The sequence below is a fragment of the Thalassococcus profundi genome (assembly GCF_003344785.1).
GTDB lineage: Bacteria > Pseudomonadota > Alphaproteobacteria > Rhodobacterales > Rhodobacteraceae > Puniceibacterium > Puniceibacterium profundi.
In genome coordinates this window covers 81,240-96,230 of the sequence record NZ_QPMK01000017.1, presented here as the reverse complement: position 1 = coordinate 96,230, position 14,991 = coordinate 81,240, and the positions used below count along the sequence as shown (strand labels likewise).

13 protein-coding genes are annotated in these 14,991 nt (G+C 64.7%); 5 read left to right on the top strand and 8 right to left on the bottom strand.

Annotation, left to right across the window (positions count from 1 at the left end; all coding sequences use genetic code 11):
* Positions 1-77 precede the first annotated feature (77 nt).
* Together rpoH and DU478_RS18130 are read left to right on the top strand one after the other, a co-directional pair.
* Complete coding sequence (rpoH, locus tag DU478_RS18135; protein ID WP_114512380.1) at positions 78-974, top strand: RNA polymerase sigma factor RpoH; 897 nt, start codon at positions 78-80, stop codon at positions 972-974.
* 200 nt (positions 975-1,174) lie between these two features.
* Positions 1,175-2,143, top strand: a complete 969-nt coding sequence (locus tag DU478_RS18130) for a Gfo/Idh/MocA family protein (protein ID WP_114512379.1) — start codon at positions 1,175-1,177, stop codon at positions 2,141-2,143.
* Positions 2,144-2,227: 84 nt separating this feature from the next.
* Here the strand turns inward: DU478_RS18130 and phaZ are convergent, their stop codons facing one another.
* Positions 2,228-3,541, bottom strand: coding sequence for a polyhydroxyalkanoate depolymerase (gene phaZ, locus DU478_RS18125; protein WP_114512378.1), 1,314 nt, complete (start codon positions 3,539-3,541; stop codon positions 2,228-2,230).
* 116 nt (positions 3,542-3,657) lie between these two features.
* Between phaZ and DU478_RS18120 the strand changes: the two genes are divergently transcribed.
* From DU478_RS18120 to phaR, 3 genes are all read left to right on the top strand, one after another.
* On the top strand, positions 3,658-5,460 hold the full coding sequence (locus tag DU478_RS18120; protein WP_114512377.1) for a PHA/PHB synthase family protein: 1,803 nt from the start codon (positions 3,658-3,660) through the stop codon (positions 5,458-5,460).
* Between the two features lie 124 nt (positions 5,461-5,584).
* Complete coding sequence (locus tag DU478_RS18115) at positions 5,585-6,040, top strand: phasin, PhaP (protein WP_114512376.1); 456 nt, start codon at positions 5,585-5,587, stop codon at positions 6,038-6,040.
* A 253-nt stretch (positions 6,041-6,293) separates the two neighbouring features.
* Complete coding sequence (gene phaR, locus DU478_RS18110) at positions 6,294-6,842, top strand: polyhydroxyalkanoate synthesis repressor PhaR (RefSeq protein WP_114512375.1); 549 nt, start codon at positions 6,294-6,296, stop codon at positions 6,840-6,842.
* On the opposite strand, the gene DU478_RS18105 is transcribed toward phaR, so the two are convergent.
* The 7 genes from DU478_RS18105 to DU478_RS18075 form a co-directional block, all read right to left on the bottom strand.
* Positions 6,843-8,033: a DegT/DnrJ/EryC1/StrS family aminotransferase gene (locus DU478_RS18105; protein ID WP_114512374.1), complete on the bottom strand. Its 1,191-nt coding sequence runs from the start codon at positions 8,031-8,033 to the stop codon at positions 6,843-6,845. It lies immediately after the preceding gene.
* Positions 8,034-8,126: 93 nt separating this feature from the next.
* Entirely contained in the window at positions 8,127-9,431 is a 1,305-nt protein-coding gene (locus tag DU478_RS18100) for an NAD(P)/FAD-dependent oxidoreductase (protein ID WP_114512373.1), read from the bottom strand.
* A gap of 126 nt (positions 9,432-9,557) precedes the next feature.
* Positions 9,558-10,919, bottom strand: a complete 1,362-nt coding sequence (locus DU478_RS18095; protein ID WP_114512372.1) for a glutamine synthetase family protein — start codon at positions 10,917-10,919, stop codon at positions 9,558-9,560.
* Positions 10,916-11,599, bottom strand: coding sequence for a type 1 glutamine amidotransferase (locus DU478_RS18090; protein WP_114512371.1), 684 nt, complete (start codon positions 11,597-11,599; stop codon positions 10,916-10,918). The genes DU478_RS18095 and DU478_RS18090 overlap by 4 nt, the downstream gene beginning before the upstream one ends.
* A 70-nt stretch (positions 11,600-11,669) precedes the next feature.
* Positions 11,670-13,004, bottom strand: a complete 1,335-nt coding sequence (locus DU478_RS18085; protein WP_114512418.1) for a glutamine synthetase family protein — start codon at positions 13,002-13,004, stop codon at positions 11,670-11,672.
* Positions 13,005-13,235: 231 nt separating this feature from the next.
* The gene (locus tag DU478_RS18080) at positions 13,236-14,042 is read right to left on the bottom strand and encodes an ABC transporter permease (protein ID WP_114512370.1); all 807 of its coding nucleotides are present in this window, start codon (positions 14,040-14,042) and stop codon (positions 13,236-13,238) included.
* Positions 14,039-14,920 (bottom strand): ABC transporter permease, encoded by an 882-nt coding sequence (locus DU478_RS18075; RefSeq protein ID WP_199488373.1) that lies wholly within the window; start codon positions 14,918-14,920, stop codon positions 14,039-14,041. The genes DU478_RS18080 and DU478_RS18075 overlap by 4 nt, the downstream gene beginning before the upstream one ends.
* Positions 14,921-14,991: the final 71 nt, after the last annotated feature.

Genomic DNA, 14,991 nt, shown 5'->3' with positions numbered 1-14,991 from the left:
TGCGTCTTATGACGCTTGCAACCCCTCGGGCCTGACACCATATGAATGTTAAGCCCCTATACATTGGAGGGAGAGGGATGGCCAATTACGCGAATCTTCCGGCCCCGACGCCGGAAGGCGGCCTGAGCCGCTACTTGCAGGAAATCCGGAAGTTTCCGCTTCTGGAGCCGGAAGAAGAATACATGCTCGCCAAGCGCTGGGTCGAGGAGCAAGACACCGAGGCGGCGCACAAGATGGTCACGAGCCATCTGCGCCTGGCTGCGAAGATCGCCATGGGCTACCGCGGCTATGGTCTGCCCCAGGCCGAGGTGATTTCCGAGGCCAATGTCGGTCTGATGCAGGCGGTCAAGCGCTTCGATCCCGAAAAGGGCTTTCGCCTGGCGACCTATGCCATGTGGTGGATCCGCGCCTCGATCCAGGAATACATCCTGCGGTCCTGGAGCCTCGTGAAACTGGGCACGACCAGCGGTCAGAAGAAGTTGTTCTTCAACCTGCGCAAGGCCAAGAGCCGCATCGGCGCGCTCGAGGACGGCGATCTGCGGCCCGAACATGTCGAGAAGATCGCCACCGATCTCGGCGTAACCGAGGACGAGGTGATCAGCATGAACCGCCGGATGTCCGGCAGCGACGCCTCTCTCAATGCCACCGTCGGCAGCGAGGGCGAGGGCACGATGCAGTGGCAGGACTGGCTCGAGGACGAGGGTGCCGACCAGGCCGGCGACTACGCCGAGCGCGACGAGCTCGAAGCGCGCCGCGCGCTGTTGGCGGAGGCCATGGACGTGCTCAACGACCGCGAGAAGGACATTTTGAGCCAGCGGCGCTTGAGCGAACAGACCGTGACGCTGGAGGATCTGAGCGCTCAATACGATGTCAGCCGTGAACGCATCCGCCAGATCGAGGTGCGGGCCTTCGAGAAGCTGCAGAAGCGGATGCGCGATCTGGCGAAGGACCAGGGAATGCTGGCCAGCGCCTGATCGGGTGGTTACGGAAAGACAGGGCGGCTCCGGTTGGAGCCGCCTTTTTTCGTGATTTTCGGCTCTGAAATGCCTGCGGCATACGAGAGACGCTGTCTCTCGTGCTCTCTGGAGTTTATCGGCAAGATGAAGGAGTGGGTCACCGCTTTTGCGCTTGGACGGATTGGGTTAGCGTCGCGGCAAAACCGAAGGAGGCACAGATGAGCGCGCATTTGAACTGGGGTATTCTGGGGGCGTCGCATTTCGCGCTGAACCAGATGGGGCCGGCGATCCACCGGGCCACGGGCGGCCGGTTGGCGGCGCTGGCGACGTCGTCGGCGAAGAAGGCAGAGCCCTTCCAGGCCTGGGCGCCCGATCTGCGGGTGCATGAGAGTTACGACGCGCTGCTGGCCGATCCGGAGGTCGACGCGGTCTATATTCCGCTGCCGAATCACCTGCACGTCGAATGGACCAGGAAGGCGGCGCGGGCGGGAAAGCACGTGCTGTGCGAAAAGCCGATCGCGCTCGAGGCGCGGGAGATCGACGAGTTGATCGCGCTGCGCGACGAGACCGGGCTGCTGATCGCCGAGGCCTTCATGATCGTGCATCATCCGCAGTGGCAGAAGGCCAGGGAGATCTACGAAAGCGGCGTGCTGGGCACGCTCAAGCGGGTCGATTGCGATTTCAGCTACAACAATCCCGATCCCGGGAATGTCCGCAACATGCGCGGTATGGGCGGCGGCGGTCTGCGCGACATCGGTGTCTACATCTTCGGGTCGACACGGTTCGTCACCGGCGAGGAGCCTCAGGAGATACTGTCGGCGGACCTCGACTGGCTGGAGGATTTCGACACCACGGCGGTGATGACCGCGCGCTTTCCGTCCTTCCGGTATTCCGGAATGGTGTCGATGCGCATGGCGCCATGGCAGGAAGTGACATTCCACGGAGAGGAGGCGGTGATGCGGCTCACCGCGCCGTTCAATGCGCAGGTCTACGGCGAGGCGCGCGTCGGGCTGTACCGTCCGGGCGGGCAGATGCAGGAGTGGCGGTTTCCCGCGGACAATCACTATGTCCTGCAGGTCGAAGCCTTCAACCGCGCGGTGCAGACCGGCGCGGCCTATGCCTGCCCGCTGGAATTCTCGCAAGGCACGCAAGCCATGATCGACATGGTCTTCGATGCGGCACGGTAAGTCGGCGCGCATAGGGTCGCGGCGCACAGACAAACGCCCCAGCAGATGGCTGCGGGGGCGTTTTTCGTGGTGCTGCAGGACGTGTCAGGCGACGTTGCTGTTGGCGGCCTTTGCCGCGGTCTTGGCGCCGGCCTTGGCTGGGTTGCCATCCGTCGCCTTGCGCGTCGCGCCGGAGTTCTGGTCGATGAAGTCGAGCACCAGCGGCCGGATGTTGTTGCGCCAGCTCTTGCCCGCGAAGATACCGTAGTGACCGGCGCCCGGCTCCACGTGGCTGGCCTTCATGCTGTCGGGCAGGCCGGTGCACAGGTCGAGCGCCGCGATGCACTGTCCGGGGGCCGAGATGTCGTCGTTGGCACCTTCGACGGTCTTGACCGCGACCTTGGTGATCTTGCCGATGTCGACGGGCTTGCCTTCGACGGTAAAGGCGTTGCGGGCGATCTCGCCGTCCTTGAAGATGCGTTCGACCGTGGAGAGGTAGAATTCCGCCGGCATGTCCATCACCGCGAGATATTCGTCGTAGAAGCGGTTATGGGCATCGTGATCCGAGGCCTGGCCCTTGCTGACCTTGAGGATCTGCTCCTGGAACGCCTTGCTGTGCCGGTCGAGGTTCATCGACACGAAGGACGCAAGTTGCAGCAGGCCGGGATAGACCATGCGCCCGACGCCGGGATACTTGAATCCGACGCGCTGGATCATCGTCTCTTCGAGCTGGCCCATGGTCACGCGGTGACCGAAATCGGTCACCTCGGTCGCGTTGGCATTGGGGTCGATCGGGCCGCCGATGAGGGTCAGCGAGCGCGGCTGCGCATCCGGATCCTCGCCGGCGAGGTAGGCGGTGGCGGCGAGCGTCAGCGGCGCGGGCTGGCAGACGGCGATGACATGGGTGTCGGGGCCCAGGTGACGCATGAAGTCGACGAGGTAGAGGGTGTAATCCTCCACGTCGAACTTGCCGGCGCTGACCGGGATGTCGCGTGCATTGTGCCAGTCGGTCACGTAGACTTCGCAGTTGACCATGAGCGACTTCACGGTCGAGCGGAGGAGCGTCGCATAGTGACCGGACATCGGGGCCACCAGCAGGATCTTGCGGGGCTGTTCCTCGCGTTCCTGCACGTTGAAGTGCAACAGGTCGCCGAACGGTTTCTCGACGACGGTGTCGATGCTGACCAGGTGATCCTTGCCGTCCTCGCAGGTCAGGGTTCGGATGCCCCAGTCGGGTTTGACCACCATGCGCTCGAAAGTGCGTTCCGTCACTTCGCCCCAGGCCGCCATCCATTGCAGGCCCGGGTTGGTCATCAGGGAAAAAGCCGGGTAGGATGCCATCGTGCGCGCGGTTGCGCCGAGCCAGGCATTGGTGTTGCGAAGGGTCTCCATCAGGTCGTAAGTGGCCATGTAGCGCATGTCGCGTCTCCTTTCGCCGGGGCGCGAACGGCGCCTCGAACCGAATGCGTCGCTTTGCCTCCCGACGGTGGCGACGGTATTCTGCACAGCAGCAAATCTAGGGGGGAATTGCCGAGATGACAACCAGGACCATCGCAGAAGGTCACGATCTGAAACAGATGGAAGCGAATCTGGAACGGGTCGAGGAACTCACGCAGCGTCTCTTGTCGGCCATGGGTCAGAAGAAGCCGATCAACAATGCGCTGCACGGCCCCGACCAGGAGCTGTATGCCGAGGCGCTGACCGGCTACTGGCAGGAATGGCTCAAGAATCCCGCCAAGATCATCGAGCACCAGATCGGATACTGGGGCAAGTCGGTGACCCATTTCGTCGAAGCCCAGCAGGCGCTGGCGCGCGGCAAGCTGGAACCGCCCGAGGACACCGGGCCCAAGGACAAGCGGTTCTCGAACCCGCTTTGGGACAGCCATCCGTATTTCAACTTCATCAAGCAGCAGTATCTGATCAACGCCGAGGCGATCCGCACCGCCGTCGAGGACGTCGAGAACATGGATCCCAAGGAAAAGCGGCGGCTGCGCTACTTTGCCCAGCAGATCGTCGACATGATGGCGCCGACGAATTTCTTCTCGACCAACCCCGACGCGCTGCAGAAGGCGGTCGAGACCGAGGGCGCGAGCCTCGTCCAGGGTTTGGAAAACCTGGTCCGCGACCTCGAGGCCAACAACGGCGAACTGGTGGTACGGCTCGCGGATGAAGAGGCGTTCCAGATCGGCGAGAACATCGCCACCGCGAAGGGCGAGGTGGTTTACCGCAACCGGATGATGGAAATCATCCAGTACCATCCCACCACCGAGAAGGTGCGCGAGACCCCCATCGTGCTCTTCCCGCCCTGGATCAACAAGTTCTACATCCTCGACCTCAAGCCCGAGAATTCGCTGATCCGCTGGATCGTGGACCAGGGCTACACCCTGTTCGTTGTGTCCTGGGTGAACCCGGACGAAAGCTACCGCGACGTGGGCCTCGATACCTATATCGAAGAGGGTTACCTGACCGCGATCCGCGAGGTGAAGGCGATCGCCGGGGTCGAGAAGATCAACGCCGTGGGCTACTGCATCGCTGGCACCACGCTGAGCCTCACCCTGTCGCTGCTCAAGCAGCAGGGCGACAAGTCGATCAAGTCGGCGACCTTCTTTACAACCCTCACGGATTTCAGCGACCAAGGCGAATTCACGCCCTTCCTGCAGAACGATTTCATCGACGGGATCGAGGAGGAAATCGGCGACCGCGGGCTGCTCAAGTCCTTCATCATGGCGCGGACGTTTTCCTTCCTGCGCTCGAACGACCTGATCTACGGCCCGGCGATCAAGAGCTACATGATGGGTGAAACCCCGCCCGCCTTCGACCTGCTCTACTGGAACGGCGACGGCGCCAACCTGCCCGGGCGCATGGCGATGCAGTACCTGCGCAAGCTCTGCCAGGACAACCGGTTCGCCGAGGACGGTGTCGAGATGCTGGATCATACGCTCAACATCCGCGACGTGGATGTGCCGCTGATCTCGATCGCCTGCGAGACCGATCACATCGCCGCCTGGAAGGACTGCTATCGCGGCGTCCAGAAGATGGGATCGAAGCAGAAGACCTTCGTCGTTTCCGAGTCCGGCCACATCGCCGGGATCGTGAACCCGCCGACGAAAAAGAAGTACGGCCATTACGTGAACGACGAATTCGGCGAGGATGCGGACCACTGGCGCGAGGCCGCGACCTTCCACGAAGGGTCATGGTGGCCGCTGTGGGAAAAGTGGTTGGCCAAGCGGTCAGGCCGCTGGATCAAGGCCCGCGAACCCGGCGATTCGGACCATCCGTCGCTGGAGCCGGCGCCCGGAAGCTATGTGAAGATCAAAGCAAATCAGGCGGATCAATGAGTTAGGAATTTTTTGCTGCACCGCAGCGAAAACCCTTGAAATGCCGCGGTGCAGCATGCATATTCCTGACAGCTGCAATGAAACGGCGGGGTGGGCCCGCCAAGCAGAAAAAAGGATGATGACAATGGCTGCTAAAGCACAAGACATGACCGCAATGATGAAAGACATGATGGGCGCATTCCCCGTCGATACCAAGGCGATGGACGACGCGTTCAAGACCACCGCGACCCTGAACGAAAAGCTGTCGGGCGTGGCTCTGGAAGCGGCCGAGAAGTCGACCGAAATCTCCGCCAAGTGGACCAAGGACACCCTGACCAAGCTGGCAGAAATGTCCAAAGCCAAGGCAGAGCCGGCCGACTACGCCAAGTCGATGACCGAATTCGCCTCCGCTCAGGCCGAAGTGACCGCCGAGAACATGGCCGCTTTCGCCGAGATCGCGAAGAAGGTCCAGATGGACACCGTCGAGCTGATGATGGCCGCAGGCAAGGACTTCTCCGAAGACGCCACGGCCGCTGTCAAGAAGGCGACCAACGACGCGACCGCCGCTGCCAAGAAAGCATCGACCGCAGCTGCGAAGTAAGCGACCGGATTACGGCAGCTCTTTCCTCCCGAAGAGCGCTGAATCCTGGGCGGGCCCTGACGGGTCCGCCCTTTTTCGTGTCTGCATGGCGGTTTGCCGGCGCGCAGATGGCCGCCCCGGATCACTCTGCGTTGCGGCGAAAGGCCGGCGCGGCCGGGCAGGGCTTGCCGCGGCTGCATCTGAAAACGGACTTTCCTTTTGATCCGCAAGGCCATAGGCTTTTCTGCACCGCTGCATTTTCCGGAGGTTCCTCGTGGCCGACAAAGACAAGCCCCTTCTGATCAAGCGCTACGCCAGCCGCAGGCTCTACAACACCGAGACCAGCGACTACGTGACGCTCGAGGATATCGCGGGCTTCATCCGTGAGGGCCGCGAGGTCAAGATCGTCGACCTCAAGTCCGGCGACGACCTGACCCGGCAATACCTGCTGCAGATCGTGGCCGAGCATGAAAGCAAGGGCGAGTCGGTCCTGCCGATCAACGTGCTGACCGATCTCGTGCGCAGCTACACCACCCAGGCGACCAGCGTTGTGCCGCAGTTCCTCGCCGCCAGTTTCGAGATGTTCCGCGACAGCCAGTCGAAATGGGTGGAATCCATGGGCCAGGTCAACCCGATGGCGAAAATGCCCGGTTTCGAGGCGATGCAGGCGCAGCAAGAGGCGTTTCTCAAGGCAATGACCGGCAACATGCCAGCCGGCATGAGCGGCCCCGCCGCCGAAGCGGAGAATGACGGCGAAGACCTCGACGCGATCAAGAAAGAGCTGGCCGCCCTTCAGGCCAAGCTGAACAAGCTCAACAAGTGATCACGTGCCATAGGCGCGCTCTAGACCCATCACCGCGTGGATGGCCCCGAGCAGCGCGTCGGCAACCAGGTCGCAGTCGGCTTCGGTCAGCCGCGCGGGCAGCCGGGTGTCGCAGGCGCGCATGAGCATCGCGCGGGTCTGCGGCAGCTCAGGCAGGTCGGGCACGAATTGCCAGTTCCAGAAGGCGCGGGCATTGTCCGCACTCATCCCGAAGACCTGAACCTTGACGCCCGCCGCCTCGGCGGCGGCGGCGAAGGTGTGTACCTCTGAATCGCTGAGCCCCACGAGATTGAACTGCAGGCTGTCGGGCGCGCGAACCTCGCCGGGCAGGGGGGGGGGCACCTCGATCCACGGCGCGGCGCCAATGGCGGCGGCGACCCGGTCGTGGTTGCGCCGCCCGTCGGCCACGCGCCGGGGAAGCTCCGGCAGTTGCGCGCGGATCAGCGCCGCCGACAGGTTCGACAGGCGCAGATTGTAAAGCGGCAGGCGGTTCTGCCAGCGCGCGCAGGCCTCTCCGATGCCGGGATGCTTGCGCCAGGCATGCTCGTAAGCGCCCGACATCAGGATCGCGCGCGCCGCAAGGTCGGTGTCGTCGGTGATCAGGATGCCGCCTTCGCCGGCGTTGAGCATCTTGTAGCTCTGGAAGCTGAAGCAGCCGATGCGCCCCAGCGTACCGATGTTGCGCCCCTGCCAGGTGGTGCCCAGCGAATGCGCCGCATCCTCGATCACCGGCACCCCGCGCGCATCGCAAAGCGCCAGGATCGCGTCCATGTCCGAGGTGTGCCCGCGCATGTGGCTGACGATCACCGCTTGTACACCGTCCAGCTTGGCCTCGAAATCCGTCATGTCGATGCGGTAATCCGCGCCGACTTCGCACAGCACCGGCAGGCAATCCGCATGCACAACGGCCGAGGGCACGGCGGCGAAGGTGAAGCCCGGGATGAGCACCCGCGCATCCCGCGGCAGGTCCAGCGCCTTGAGCGACAGGAACAGCGCCGCCGAACAGCTGCTGACCGCCAGGGCGTAGCGCGCGCCCATGAGGTCCGCGAATTCCGTCTCCAGCAGGCTTACCGGCGCGTCCTTGGCAGCGGTGTAGCGGAACAGGTCGCCGCTCTGTATCAGCCGGTCGATCTCGGCCCTGGCGGCGGCGGGGATCGGTTCGGCGTCGTGCATGTTGGGCATCTCGGTCATTTTCAAAATCCTGAATCCGGCTTTTCGAAAATGTAAAACAATCCGCCGCGCGCGCCTAGTGACAATCCGGTGACGCCCGCGCGGTGTGTCCTGTCAGATCCCCAGCCGGTCGCGCATCGCAAACCAGGTCATCGCCAATGCCAGCAGCGGCGACCGCAGCCCGGCGCCGCCCGGAAACCGCGGCGCCGGGACCGAGGCCATGAGGTCGAAGCCCTCCGCCTGTCCCTGTATCGCCTGCGCCATCAGCTTGCCCGCATGCACCGCCGTGCCGACCCCGTGGCCGGAATAGCCCGAGGCCGACAGCATGTTGGGCGCCAGCCGCGCGAGGTAGGGCATCCGCTTCATGGTAATCGCCAGCGTGCCGCCCCAGGCATAGTCGAGCGGCACGTCCCGCAGGTGCGGAAACACCCGCAGCATCGGTTTCGAGACCACCGCCCGGATGTCGTCCGGGAAGCGGTAGCCGTAGCTTTCGCCGCCGCCGAAGAGCAGCCGCTTGTCGTGGCTGAGGCGGAAGTAGTTGACCACGAACCGGCCGTCCGCCACCGCCACGTCGCGGGTCAGCACCTCCGCCGCGCGATCGCCCAGCGGCTCGGTCGCGACGATGAAATTGTTGATCGGCATGACGCGGGACGCCACGCCGCCGTCCAGCCCGCCGAGGTAGCCGTTCGCGGCCAGGATCACGTGATCGGCCCGCACCCGCCCCGCGTCGGTCTGCACCACCGCCGGAGCGCCCCGTTCGATGTGATGCACATGGCTGGTCTCAAAAATCCGCGCCCCGGCCTTCTGCGCCGCCTGCGCCAGCCCCAGGGCAAAGCGCAGCGGATGCAGGTGACCCGCCCCCATGTCGAGCATTCCGCCCTTGTAGTCCGGCGAGGGGCAGAGCGCGTGGCAGGCCGCCGCATCCAGCGTTTCGATCTCGTCATAGCCGTAGCGGTCCGACAGATGCGCCGCGTAACGGTGCAACTCGTCGACCTCGCCGCGGCTCGATCCGGTCCAGGCCACGCCCGGTTTCAGATGGCAGTCGATGCCGTGCCGCGCCACCAGGTCACGCACCAGCGCCTTGGCCTCCTCGGCGAGGTCCCAGAGCTGTCGGGCGGTATCGTCGCCCATGAGCTTTTCCAGCCCGACCTGGTCCATGCGCTGGCCCGACCCCAGCTGCCCGCCGTTGCGCCCCGAGGCGCCGAAGCCCACGCGATGCGCCTCGAGCAGCACCACGTCCAGACCGGCCTCGGCAAGATGCAGCGCCGCCGACAGCCCCGTGTAGCCGCCGCCCACGACGCAGACATCCGCCCGCGTCTCGCCTTTGAGCGGCGCGAAGGGCGGCAGGGGATCGCAGGTCGCCGCGTACCAGCTCTCCGGATAAACCCCGCGTTTGTCGTTCGAGAACAGCAGGTCCATCGCAGATCCCCAGCTTCATCTTGCAAATTAAATCTCCGGGGTCCGGGGCAGAGCCCCGGTCCGGCATAAGCCCAACCGCGAGAACGTCGATCCACAAGTCGTCAACCTTCGCGGAGGGCGTCCCGCTCAGACGTTGAGCAGCAGGTGCTCGCGCTCCCAGGGCGAAATCACCTGCAGGAACTCCTCGTATTCAGTAGCCTTGACGATCGAATAGACCCGCGCGAATTCCGGCCCCAGCACCTCGTGCAGCTCGGTCGCCGCGTCGAACATGTCCAGCGCCTGGCCCAGGGTGCGGGGAATATCGCCGTCGCCTTCATAGGCATCGCCCTTGAACTGCTTGGTTGGCCGCAGCTCCTTCATCAGCCCGAGGTAGCCGCAGGCCAGCGACGCCGCGATGCCGAGGTAGGGGTTGCAGTCCATACCCGCCAGACGGTTCTCCACCCGCCGCGCCTCGGGTCCCGACAGGGGAATGCGGATGCCGGTGGTGCGGTTGTCGCGGCCCCATTCGAGGTTGATGGGCGCGGCATGGTCCTTGACGTAGCGCCGGTAGCTGTTGACGTAGGGCGCCAGCACCGCGATCGCCGCCGGCATGTGCTGCTGCAGCCCGCCGATGAAGTTGAAGAAGGCGTCGGTCTCACCGCCCGCAGGACCGGTGAAGATGTTCTTGCCGGTCTCCAGGTCCAGCACCGAATGGTGCACGTGCATGGCGCTGCCCGGCTCGTCGGCGATGGGCTTGGCCATGAAGGTGGCGAAGCAGTCGTGGCGCAGCGCCGCCTCGCGAATGAGCCGCTTGAAGTAGAACACCTCGTCGGCGAGCTTGATCGGGTCGCCGTGGCGCAGGTTGATCTCGAGTTGGCCCGCGCCGCCTTCCTGGGTGATGCCGTCGATCTCGAAGCCCTGGGCCTCGGCGAAATCGTAGATGTCGTCGATCACCGGGCCGAATTCGTCCACGGCGGTCATCGAATAGGCCTGCCGCGCGGCGGCGGGGCGACCCGAGCGGCCCATCATCGGCTCGATGTTCTTGGCCGGGTCGATGTTGCGCGCGACGAGGAAAAATTCCATCTCCGGCGCCACCACCGGTTTCCAGCCCTGCTTGCGATACAGCTCACAGACCCGCCGCAGGACATTGCGCGGGGCGTAAGGCACGGGTCGGTCCTTGCGGTCGAAGGCGTCGTGGATCACCTGCAGCGTCCAGTCGCCGGTCCAGGGCGCGGCGGTGGCGGTGGCCATGTCCGGGCGCAGGATCATGTCACGCTCGATGAAGCCTTCGCGCTCGTCCGCGGCTTCGCCCCAGTCGCCGGTGATGGTCTGGAAAAAGATCGAGTCGGGCAGGTGGAAATACTGCTGGCGGGCGAATTTCGAGGCGGGCACCGCCTTGCCGCGGGCGATGCCGGGCAGGTCCGAGATGATGCATTCGACCTCGTCGAGGCGGCGGTTCTCGAGAAACGCGCGGGCGGCCTCGGGCAGGCTGTCTGTCCAGTCGGTCATGCGAGTTCTTTCGTCTTGAAGAAATGGGCGAATTGCGCGGCCATGGCAGCGCGGTCGAGCGGCGTGCCAAGCGCGCCGGTCGCAGCGTTCAGCTGTTCGTCGGGCACGACGCCGCGGCCGCGAAAGTCGATCAGCCCCTTGATGAAGCCGTCGTCATATTCGGGATGCGGCTGCACGCTGATCGCGCGGCCGGGGTAATGCAGCGCGGCGAAGGGGCAGAAATCGCTGTGGCCGATGACCTTGGCGCCGGGCGGCAGTTCGGTCACCTGGTCCTGGTGCCAGGCATTGAGTGTCACGGTGTCGGTGCCGAACGTGTAGTGCGTCGGCCCCACGGACCAGCCGCCCTTGAACTTCTCGACCTTCCCGCCCAGGGCCTGCGCCATGATCTGGTGGCCGAAACAGACCCCGACCAGCGGGCGTTCCTGGGCGACGATGCCGCGGATCAGCTCTTCGAGCGGGGCGATCCACGGCAGATCGTCATAGGCGCCGTGGCGCGATCCGGTGATGAGCCAGCCGTCGGCGGCTTCGGGTCCGGAGGGAAAGTCGCCGTTGACCACGGCCCAGGAGGCAAAGTCGAAGCCGTGGCCCTTGAGCAGGTCCGCGAACATTTCAGGGTATTCACCGCTCTGCGCCGCAAGCTCTGCGGGCGCGAGGCCGGTTTGCAGGATACCGATTTTCATGGAGCACCGTTTTCGGGTTGTCTGGTCGCAAGGTAGAGGTCGGGGAGAGGGGCGGCAAGAGGCCGCCCCGTCAGACCGTGTCGAGGTAGATCTCGACCTGTTCGTTGGGGCTGAGCTCGGCCATGTAGTGCCGCTCCTGCTTCTTGGTCAGCAGCAGGTTGCGGATCATCTCAGGCGCGAAGATGCGCGGGATGACCTTGCTTTGCTCGAAGGCGTCGATGGCGTCGCCCCAGGTGTTCGGGACATGCGCGAGGTCGAGCGCATAGGCGTTTCCGGTGATCGGATCGGGGGGCAGGCGCTTGTCCTCGATGCCGTTGAGCGCGGCGCCCAGAATGGCCGCAAGCATGAGGTAGGGATTCACGTCGCCGCCCGCCAGCCGATGCTCGATCCGCCGCGCCGCCGGGTTGCCCGAGGGGATGCGGATCGCCGCCGTGCGGTTCTCGTAGGCCCAGCAAAGACCGGTAGGCGCATGCGCACCCGGCACCATCCGGTCGTAGGAATTGAGGTGCGGCGCGAAGATCAGCGTGGAGTCGTGCATCGCCTCGAGGCATCCCGCCACCGCGTGCAGCATCGCTTCGGTGCCGCGCGGGCCGCCGTCGTCGAAGATGTTGGTGCCGTTGCTGTCGAGCACCGAGAAATGCGTGTGCAGGCCGGACCCCGCGTAATCCTCGTAGGGCTTTGCCATGAAGCTCGCGGCAAAGCCGTGCCGCCGCGCCAGACCCTTGACCAGCATCTTGAAGAGCCAGGCATCGTCGGCGGCGCGCAGGGCGTCGTCGCCATGCATGAGGTTGATCTCGAACTGACCGAGGCCCGCTTCGGAGATGGCGGTGTCTGCGGGAATGTCCATCGCCTCGCAGGCGTCGTAGAGATCGGTGAAGAACTGGTCGAACTGGTCGAGCGCCCGGACCGACATGGTCTCGGCCGCCTTGCGGCGCTTGCCCGAGCGCGGCGACAGCGGCACCTGCAGGTTGCGGCCCGAATCGTCGATCAGGAAGAATTCGAGCTCGACCGCGACCACCGGGGTCAGGCCCTGCTTGCGGTAGCGGTCGACCACGGCGCGCAGCGCATGGCGCGGGTCGCCGTCATAGGGCCGCCCGTCTTCTCGGAACATCCAGATCGGCAGCAGGGCGGTGGGTGCCTCGAGCCAGGGCATCGGCATGAAGCCGCGTTCGGTGGGTTTGAGCACGCCGTCCGCGTCGCCGCTTTCGAAGACCAGCGGGCTGTCGTCGATATCCTCGCCCCAGATATCCAGGTTCAGGACCGAGAGCGGAAACCGCGTGCCGTCCTCGACCACCTTGTCGGCAAAGCGCGACGGCACGCGCTTGCCGCGCATCTGGCCGTTGAGATCGGCGGCGGCGACACGGATCGTGCGCACCTCGGGATGTTTGCGAAGGTAATTCTTCATCGCGGAAGACGACATGGGACACCGGCAGCAATAATTTGATCAAATTACCGATAGCCGCCCGGACGGGGGTTTGGCAAGGGCAAAGGCGGGTCGGCGGGTGCAGCGGCGTTTTCCTCGAGGAAAACGGCCCGGATTTCTGGAGAAATCCGGGTGCGGGCGGAAAGATTGGCGGGTCAGGTGCCGTTTTTCTCGAGAAAAACGGACTGGAATTCTCGAGATTTCCAGACTGGCCTAGCGCAGCAGGTTGGGCCGGAATTTCATCCGCGCGCGCTGTTCCTGCGGCAGGTGACGGTTCAGCCGGCGGTTGACCAGTCCGAAAAGGGCGAGGATTCCCAGCGTCACGAGGATGAAATAGATCGCGAGGATCGGGTAGGGCACGAAGGGGTTGAAGGTCTTGTCGGCGAAGTAGCTCGCGTAATAAAGCGCGTCGCCGCGCTGTTGCAGCGCCGGAAAGCCAGAGAAATAGACCAGCGTCGTGGCATGGAACAGAAAGATCGCCTCGTTCGTGTAGGCGGGCCAGGCCAGCCGCAGCATCGTGGGCCAGGTGATCCGCCGGAACCGCGCCCAGCCGGCGAGCCCGTAGGCATCCGCCGCTTCCATGTCGCCCTTGGGCACCGATTGCAGCGCGCCATAGAAGATCTCTCCGGAATAGGCGGCGGTGTTGAGAAACAGCACGATCAGCGCGCCGAGCCAGGCCGCCGAAAAGGCATCGAAAACCGGCGACACGCCCTTGAGCGCGACGAAGAGGAAATAGGCAAAGAAGAACTGGATGAAGAGCGGCGAACCGCGGAAGACAAAGATAAAGCCGTTGGAAAGCCGCTGCAGCACAGGGTTGGTCGACGCCTTGCCGACGGCCGCCGCGGTGGCCAGGAAAAATCCGCTCAAGAGCGCCAGCACGCCGAAGTAGATGTTCCAGATCATGCCCGATCCGATCAGCACCACCTGCTGGCAGAGCGTGAAATCCGAGCGCGGCAGCAGCCGTTCGCCGTAGCCCAGCGAACGCAGCCCGTAATCGGCGAGGGTTTCCCAGCAGCTCATGCGGCTTTCCTCGCCGCTTCGCCCGCGACCGTGGCCTGGCCGTGGGTCAGACGTGCCATCACCCGGGCGAGCACGCGCTCCGACACCCAGGTCAGGAACAGGTAAAAGACCAGCAGCGCGAGGAAATACCACATGCGCCAGTCGCCGTGCGGGTAATCGGTAAAGCGCGGCGTCTTGGCGCCCCCCAGTTCGCGCGCCCAGTAGACGATGTCCTCGACCCCCAGCAGGAACAGCAGCGGCGTGGCCTTGACCAGCACCATCCACAGGTTCGACAGGCCCGGCAGGGCAAAGACCCACATCTGCGGCACCAGGATGCGCCAGAAGCACTGGCGCCGGGTCAGGCCGTAGGCCTCGGCGGTTTCCATCTGCGCGCGCGGCACCGCCCGCATCGCGCCGTAAAGCACGTTCGCGGCAAAGGCGCCGAAGACCAAAGCGAAGGTCAGCACGGCGAGGAAGAAGCCGTAGGTTTCGTGCATCCATTGCGGCGCGTTGCCCAGCGGCAGCTTGGCCGCCGCGCAGACGACGAAATCGTTGCCCTGGCGGATCGGCTGATCCCAGTCGGGGCATTTGACCTTGTGCCGGACGTATTCAAAGGCCTGATCCAGCGCGATCACGAAGAAAAGGAAATAGGCGATGTCGGGAACGCCGCGGACCAGCGCGATATAGGTCTTGCCGAACCAGCGCAGCGGAGCGACCGACGACCGCGCCGCCGCCGCGCCGCCAAAGCCGAAGGCCAGCGACACCGGCGCCGTGATCGCCAGCAACAACAGCACCGTGCCCACCGACCAGTAGAGCGCCATGTGCTTGCCGGTGGTCAGGTAGCAGGCCATCCAGGCCGCGTCGCCCAGGGTGCCGGGGTCTGTGCAAAAGCTGAAAATGGCGGTGGTCCCGATTGAGGCATCCGTCGCGCGCGCGGCGCGATACAAGCGGGAGGACGCGCTGCGCCCTC

What these genes read in the sequence shown, in the direction of transcription:
- rpoH (WP_114512380.1), top strand. Translation starts at nt 78, where the DNA reads ATGGCCAATTACGCGAATCTTCCGGCCCCGACGCCGGAAGGCGGCCTG.
- DU478_RS18095 (WP_114512372.1), bottom strand. Translation starts at nt 10,919, where the DNA reads ATGACCGACTGGACAGACAGCCTGCCCGAGGCCGCCCGCGCGTTTCTC.
- DU478_RS18130 (WP_114512379.1), top strand. Translation starts at nt 1,175, where the DNA reads ATGAGCGCGCATTTGAACTGGGGTATTCTGGGGGCGTCGCATTTCGCG.
- DU478_RS18100 (WP_114512373.1), bottom strand. Translation starts at nt 9,431, where the DNA reads ATGGACCTGCTGTTCTCGAACGACAAACGCGGGGTTTATCCGGAGAGC.
- DU478_RS18115 (WP_114512376.1), top strand. Translation starts at nt 5,585, where the DNA reads ATGGCTGCTAAAGCACAAGACATGACCGCAATGATGAAAGACATGATG.
- DU478_RS18105 (WP_114512374.1), bottom strand. Translation starts at nt 8,033, where the DNA reads ATGACCGAGATGCCCAACATGCACGACGCCGAACCGATCCCCGCCGCC.
- DU478_RS18120 (WP_114512377.1), top strand. Translation starts at nt 3,658, where the DNA reads ATGACAACCAGGACCATCGCAGAAGGTCACGATCTGAAACAGATGGAA.
- DU478_RS18085 (WP_114512418.1), bottom strand. Translation starts at nt 13,004, where the DNA reads ATGAAGAATTACCTTCGCAAACATCCCGAGGTGCGCACGATCCGTGTC.
- DU478_RS18090 (WP_114512371.1), bottom strand. Translation starts at nt 11,599, where the DNA reads ATGAAAATCGGTATCCTGCAAACCGGCCTCGCGCCCGCAGAGCTTGCG.
- phaZ (WP_114512378.1), bottom strand. Translation starts at nt 3,541, where the DNA reads ATGCGCTACATGGCCACTTACGACCTGATGGAGACCCTTCGCAACACC.
- DU478_RS18080 (WP_114512370.1), bottom strand. Translation starts at nt 14,042, where the DNA reads ATGAGCTGCTGGGAAACCCTCGCCGATTACGGGCTGCGTTCGCTGGGC.